The organism is Bacteroides mucinivorans (assembly GCF_034654355.2).
In the GTDB taxonomy this organism is placed as follows: domain Bacteria; phylum Bacteroidota; class Bacteroidia; order Bacteroidales; family Bacteroidaceae; genus Bacteroides; species Bacteroides nordii.
Window position 1 is genome coordinate 6,046,328 of the sequence record NZ_CP178179.1, and the last position, 7,004, is coordinate 6,053,331.

Consider the following 7,004-nt stretch of genomic DNA (forward strand, 5'->3'; position numbering starts at 1 on the left):
CTACCATCAACCAAATTAAAAAAGCGACCCATCCTACCGGATGAGCCGCTTATCAAAATCATATAATAATCTCTATTAATAGTTTTCTTTCTTTACTTCAAAATAAGCTTGTGGATGGAGACATGCCGGGCAAACTTCGGGAGCCTCTTTACCTATAGTGATATAACCACAATTACGACATTGCCATACAACTTCACCTTCTTTGGCAAAAACAGAAGCTGTTTCAATATTATTTACAAAAGCGCGATATCTTTCTTCATGTCCTTTTTCAGCAACAGAGATATTACGGTACATGGCAGCAATTTCATAAAAACCTTCTTGCTCGGCAACATCAGCAAAATGAGGATAATCCTGTGACCATTCTTCATGTTCACCAGCAGCAGCTTCGAGCAGATTATTGAGAGTAGTACTGATAACACCTGCCGGATAACTGGCAGTAATTTCTACCATGCCACCTTCCAGATACTTAAACATACGTTTTGCATGCTCTTTTTCCTGATCAGCTGTTTCAGTAAAAATAGCAGCGATTTGTTCATAACCTTCTTTTTTGGCAACACTTGCATAATAAGTGTAACGCATTCTTGCCTGTGATTCGCCAGCAAACGAAGTCAGTAGATTTTTCTCAGTCTGAGTACCTTTAATACTTTTAGCCATAATAATCTTATATATTTAATTAATTAGTAGATTACGCTTGTATTTGTTTATTTATAACACAAATATACGGAATTAGTTCAAAACAAGTCCTTCTTTCTTTATAAATAAAATCTATGAAATCATTGATAAAATTTATCATTTACAAATAATATGCTCAAAAACATGTTATTAGATTTATTTTATGTAATTTTGCAATCCTTATTTAGCAAAATCAATAAAATCACATCGTAAATCTATATATGCACTAATTATATTGTATCGTTAAAATGAAAGTCTTAGAATTCAAACCCAAGCTGTTTTCTACACTCAAAAATTACTCGAAAGAAACATTTACAGCCGATCTCATGGCCGGGATTATTGTTGGTATTGTAGCCCTCCCATTAGCCATTGCATTTGGTATTGCCTCCGGTGTATCTCCCGAAAAAGGTATTATCACTGCTATCATTGCAGGATTTATCATTTCACTATTGGGTGGTAGTAAAGTACAGATAGGTGGTCCGACAGGAGCATTTATCGTTATTATCTATGGTATTATCCAACAATATGGAGAAGCAGGACTCATCGTAGCCACTCTAATGGCAGGTGTAATGCTCATTCTATTAGGTGTATTCAAGTTGGGAGCAGTCATTAAATTTATTCCTTATCCCATCATTGTAGGTTTCACAAGTGGTATTGCCGTAACCATTTTCACTACACAAATAGCTGACATTTTCGGACTGACTTTCGGAAATGAAAAAGTTCCGGGAGATTTTGTAGGAAAGTGGATGATTTATTTCCGTCATTTTGACACAATTAACTGGTGGAATACTATCGTAAGTATTATAAGTGTTATAATTATTGCTGTTACTCCAAAGTTTTCAAAAAAGATACCGGGGTCTCTGATTGCGATTGTTGTAGTGACAATTGCTGTATACCTCATGAAAATTTATGGAGGAATTGATTGTATCGATACAATTGGTGATCGTTTTACTATTAAATCCGAATTACCCGATGCCGTTGTTCCTACACTGGACTGGGAGGCCATTAAAAATCTGTTCCCGGTAGCAATTACCATTGCTGTATTAGGTGCCATTGAATCGTTACTTTCGGCCACAGTAGCCGATGGTGTAATAGGAGACCGTCACGATTCAAATACCGAACTGATAGCTCAGGGTGCAGCCAATGTCATCGCTCCTTTATTTGGAGGTATACCTGCCACAGGTGCTATTGCACGTACTATGACGAATATCAATAATGGTGGAAAAACGCCTGTAGCCGGAATTATTCACGCTGTTGTATTACTACTTATCTTACTATTCCTGATGCCATTGGCACAATATATTCCTATGGCATGTCTGGCAGGTGTGCTGGTTATTGTTTCTTATAACATGAGTGGATGGCGCACGTTCAAAGCATTGTTGAAAAATCCAAAATCAGATGTCACCGTATTGCTTATCACCTTCTTCCTGACCGTTATTTTTGATCTGACAATTGCTATCGAAGTAGGTTTGATCATTGCTTGCGTACTGTTTATGAAACGTGTCATGGAAACAACCAAAATATCTGTCATCACCGATGAAATAGACCCAAACTCAGAATTGGATATTGCTGTTAGTGAAGAACATCTGATTATTCCAAAAGGAGTGGAAGTATATGAAATCAATGGTCCATATTTCTTTGGTATTGCAACACAATTTGAAGAAGTAATGGCACAATTGGGAGACCGTCCCACTGTACGTATCATTCGTATGCGTAAAGTTCCGTTCATCGATTCAACTGGTATTCACAACTTATCCAATCTGTGCAGGATGTCTCAAAAAGAAAAAATTACAATTGTACTTTCAGGAGTAAATGACAAAGTACATAAAGTTTTGGAGAAATCAGGATTTTATGAATTACTGGGAGAAGAAAATATCTGTCCGAATATCAATGTAGCACTGGAAAGAGCAAAAGATATCATAAGTGTACAAACCATAAACACAGAGAAGTAAACTCAGAATAGCTTTTAATTTATATATACTTTACTATAATAACATCCCCATGTTTTATATCAGAACATGGGGATGTTGTATTATAAAACATAGGGATGTTTTCAATTCCTTCTTCTAATAAGAAGCAGATGCGGAAATACCTGCTTCAGTTAATAAAGATAGTATTCTATCTAATTCTTCATGTGTAGCTTTCTGTAAATCATGGTCAGGAGTTTCACGATCAATCGTATAAATCATCACTTGCCGGGGAGCAATCTCCTTTATCATTTCTAACCAGGGTAATACATACTTATCAGAAGTATTATTCACATCTTGTCCCCGATAAGTACCTTTCATAAACATTGTCTGGATAATACAGTTTCCTTTAAAAGCTTTCAGATTATCAATTATCTCTGATACAGAATATTTACCAGCAGGACGGTCAATTAGATCAATATAATCACTATCCACTGTATCCAGTTTTAAAATATTATTATCTATCTTATTCAATGCTTCGAATACAGCCGGACGATGAATAAACGTTGAATTACTCAATACGCTCACTTTTGCTTTCGGGAAATACTTATCACGAAGAGCCAGCGTATCTTCAATAATTTCCGGAAAATGAGGATGTGCCGTAGGTTCACCATTCCCGGCAAAAGTCAGCACATCAGGAAAAGGACCATTTACCAGCATATCTTTCAAACGGATTTCAAGTGCTTCACGTATTTCCTCACGAGTAGGCAAGGGCTTAGAAGGGCGATGATCTGCATTAAAACCACATTCACAATAGATACAATCAAACGAACATACCTTTCCATCGGAGGGTAAAAGATTTATTCCCAAAGATACCCCCAAACGGCGGGAATGAACAGGGCCAAATATAGGGGAAGGATAAATAACAGTCATGATGAGATTTTACAATTTGACGATTTACAATTTACGATTGATAATACTATCATGCAAATATATTAAAACTTCAGGCGTAATTGCATCTGTAAGTCTGCTTTTTTATTATTTCGTATCAAGTCATATCCGGAACCTATTTCATTACGATCATAGTATATCGTTTGTCCCATCCTAATTATCATCATCCAATGTGTATTCAGATCATAGCGCATATTGATTGCCAGATGTATTCCTTTACCCTGAAACGAAGGAGTGTAAAAAGTATAAAGCAAACCTTTTTCTGCAACGTATACACGGGTATCATAATTATCGGTATGAAAGAAGCTTCCTTGTAGTTCAGCCCTTAGCGGAATACAGGATAAACGGTAAGCTATCATTTGCGTAATCTGATAACCCTGACCGGCTACTTCCCCTGAAGAGTGGAAGTTATTATAATCAACCGTTGTACGAAGGGAAAACAAATCATCCGGTGAATAGTTCAGCCGGTAGCGCAACCGATGGTGATAAGTTGGCAGAGTAATTTCACCATTCGTTCCGGTCACATCTCTTTCTTTTCGTTTATAACGATAATTCAGATACATAGTAAGTTCTCTATGAGGAGTAAAGTTCATTTGTAACACTCCATCAATACCTTGCGAAGGTTTACTTATCCTGTACTTCCACCAGGGAAAAGAGAATAAATCTATAGATGCAAAGAATTTCCAATGACGGAAAGGAGATATTTCACCGGCAAAATACCAGCCATTTTCATTCTGTACATTACTACCTTCGCCAAACGAACGGGCAAACATTGCCCAATAATCATGTGTATAATAACGATGTATCAACAATAAATTGGCTCCTTGTACAGGAGAATACTGCAATTTATTTAAAAGAGCAAATCCCTTTTTGCCAATAGCTGCTTCTCCCTGAAAAGAAAAACGATGCCAACGATATCCATAATCCAGTCCTACATTATAAAACCTGTTACCATGAATATTATATTTGGAATGCTGTCGTAGTTCGGGTTCAAAAGAATGATCAAAAAAGTAGTAAATACCAGTCAATCCCAATTTCAGATGATTATTTGTATAAGTCATATTTCCACCTGTTAATTGCATTGTGAAAACATTCTTTTTATCAGCCTCCTTCTGACTACGATGTAAACCAGTCTTATAAATAGAAGTTATTTCACCTTCCTCTATCACTCCATCCATACTGCGATGTGAATAAAAAGCTGATAATACCAGATGTTTACTTAGTTCTACAGCAGTAGCTACTCCCCGAAAATAATTATATTCATCCGTAGAAGAATGTTTTCGTATACCTCCGTTCCGGAATGTCAATGAAGAAAGATACATATTTTTTCCCATAAGAAAATCAGTATTCACTACTAACCCTTGACCAAAGCTTAACCGATAATTGCCTAAAGCCAGAGTTTTCAACCGTCCTATTTTAGTTATTAACAAGTAATATGAATAGTAATCATAGCCCTGTTTATTATGTAATGCACCAAAAGGTTCACCCGCGTCTTTTTCTCCGGTTATACCGGCATAAACATTCTCACTATACCGAAAGCCATATCGCAGAGAGTGGTACATAGAGGGTCCCAAATAAGTTTTTTCATATCCCTTACGTGTATAGAACGGAATATCCAAACGAGTTAACACTTCATGTTTACCATACCTGAACACATCCTTTAGACGGGGCAAAGACTCTTTCTTATCAACAGGTTGTACACAAACAAAAGGAAGTAAATAATGAATAGTCCGACGATCCATCTCTTCTACCAACTGTAATTCATAAATGGTTTGCATCTGCCCGTGAATATACACATAAGCCAACAGGTTCTCAATCTGAATATCAGATAGAAAAGGAAGCTGCTCCAACTGTTCTTTGGTAGCGGTATTCAGATTGACAGGTTGCTGAATACGTTCAGAAAGTTCCTCAATCTTATCTCCCCAATTTATCTCTTCACTGTCATCGTTATTAACAGATATATCCTCAATAACCTCCTCCAGAATATCCACAGAAGGGTTCTGAGCTTTATTAACAGGCATTATTAACAAGAGGTTAATAACTAAAAACAGCCGAAAAAGGCATGTGTTTTTCATTCATTTTTACTTTTGTCAGATAGCGAAGATACTTTAAATAGGTTAACACTACAAGGAATTGAACAAATAATAAAATAATCTTGTAATTTTGCGACATGAATACAAGACCTAACATAGTAATACTTACACTGTTTGTTCTGTTTCTTTCTTTCCAGTCCGTTCTGGCACAAGATAAACAAAGCAGAGGAGGATACCTTGTTCCGGTTTGTATTTATGAAGGAGATACCATCCCCTGTGTACAACTACCTACCGTTTATATTTTTAAGCCATTAAAGTTTAAAAATGATAAAGAACGCATGGAGTATTATAGGTTGGTAAGAAATGTCAAGAAGGTATATCCCATAGCCCGGGAAATCAACCGTACCATACTCGAAACTTATGAATATCTGCAAACTCTCCCAAACGAAAAAGCACGTCAGAAACACATTAAAAGAGTAGAAAAAGGGCTCAAAGACCAATATACCCCCCGGATGAAAAAACTTTCTTTTGCACAGGGTAAATTGTTAATAAAGCTGGTAGACCGACAAAGTAATCAAACCTCTTTTGAATTAGTAAAAGCTTTCATGGGACCTTTTAAAGCAGGTTTCTATCAAACCTTTGCCGCTCTCTTCGGTGCTAGTCTTAAAAAAGAATACGACCCGAATGGTGAAGATAAACTCACCGAACGGGTGGTGATATTGGTGGAAAACGGACAAATTTGAAATAGTGATGAGTAGTTTAGTGATAAGTGATTAGTTCCATGTGGTATATTCGCGCAGCTTACTAATCACTTATCACTACTCACTTATCACTAATTTTTAGCTTCTTAAAGAGGTCCCATATTACAATCCCCGTCGTCACAGATACATTCAGTGAATGTTTAGTACCATATTGGGGAATTTCTATACAACCATCCGAATGGTCAATAACTTCCTGTTGTACTCCTTTCACTTCATTTCCCATAACGATGGCATATTTCTTTGTCTTATCCAGTTCCAGTTCATCCAACATGATACTGCCTTCAGCCTGTTCCACCGAATAAACAATATATCCTTCATTTTTGAGGTTATCAACAGCTTCAACAGCGTTATTAACATACTTCCAGTTAACTGTAAATTCGGCACCTAAAGCTGTCTTATGCATTTCCGGATGCGGAGGAGTAGCCGTAATCCCACACAGATAAATACATTCAATACGAAATGCATCTGACGTACGGAACACAGAACCAATATTATGTAAACTCCTGATATCATCCAGTACTACTACCAAAGGCAGTTTATCCGCTTCTTTAAATTCCTCTGCACTTATCCGGTTCAGCTCGGTTATTTTCAATTTTCGCATGTTCATATCCTTATTATTTCTTAGCTACTGCAAAAGTAATTCTTTTCTGTTAACACACCTGTTTATAACCGTTGAAAAC

At 36.7% G+C, this 7,004-nt stretch carries 6 protein-coding genes; 2 read left to right on the top strand and 4 right to left on the bottom strand.

Annotated elements, in window-relative coordinates; translation table 11 throughout:
• Positions 1-75: 75 nt before the first annotated feature.
• A complete protein-coding gene (rbr, locus tag VCM39_RS22555) occupies positions 76-654 on the bottom strand; it encodes a rubrerythrin (RefSeq protein WP_002558465.1) in 579 nt (192 codons plus the stop codon).
• A 266-nt stretch (positions 655-920) separates the two neighbouring features.
• Between rbr and VCM39_RS22560 the strand changes: the two genes are divergently transcribed.
• The gene (locus VCM39_RS22560) at positions 921-2,624 is read left to right on the top strand and encodes a sulfate permease (RefSeq protein WP_322932306.1); all 1,704 of its coding nucleotides are present in this window, start codon (positions 921-923) and stop codon (positions 2,622-2,624) included.
• A 114-nt stretch (positions 2,625-2,738) separates the two neighbouring features.
• Here the strand turns inward: VCM39_RS22560 and VCM39_RS22565 are convergent, their stop codons facing one another.
• Together VCM39_RS22565 and VCM39_RS22570 are read right to left on the bottom strand one after the other, a co-directional pair.
• Positions 2,739-3,512 carry a radical SAM protein gene (locus VCM39_RS22565; protein ID WP_234130668.1) on the bottom strand — a complete coding sequence of 258 codons (774 nt, stop codon included), beginning with the start codon at positions 3,510-3,512 and terminating at the stop codon, positions 2,739-2,741.
• Positions 3,513-3,574: 62 nt separating this feature from the next.
• Positions 3,575-5,605, bottom strand: a complete 2,031-nt coding sequence (locus VCM39_RS22570; RefSeq protein WP_322932307.1) for a helix-hairpin-helix domain-containing protein — start codon at positions 5,603-5,605, stop codon at positions 3,575-3,577.
• Positions 5,606-5,700: 95 nt separating this feature from the next.
• On the opposite strand from VCM39_RS22570, the gene VCM39_RS22575 reads away from it, so the two are divergent.
• Positions 5,701-6,306, top strand: coding sequence for a DUF4294 domain-containing protein (locus tag VCM39_RS22575; protein WP_322932308.1), 606 nt, complete (start codon positions 5,701-5,703; stop codon positions 6,304-6,306).
• Between the two features lie 79 nt (positions 6,307-6,385).
• On the opposite strand, the gene VCM39_RS22580 is transcribed toward VCM39_RS22575, so the two are convergent.
• The gene (locus VCM39_RS22580) at positions 6,386-6,925 is read right to left on the bottom strand and encodes an RNA methyltransferase (RefSeq protein WP_025866628.1); all 540 of its coding nucleotides are present in this window, start codon (positions 6,923-6,925) and stop codon (positions 6,386-6,388) included.
• Between the last annotated feature and the right edge of the window lie 79 nt (positions 6,926-7,004).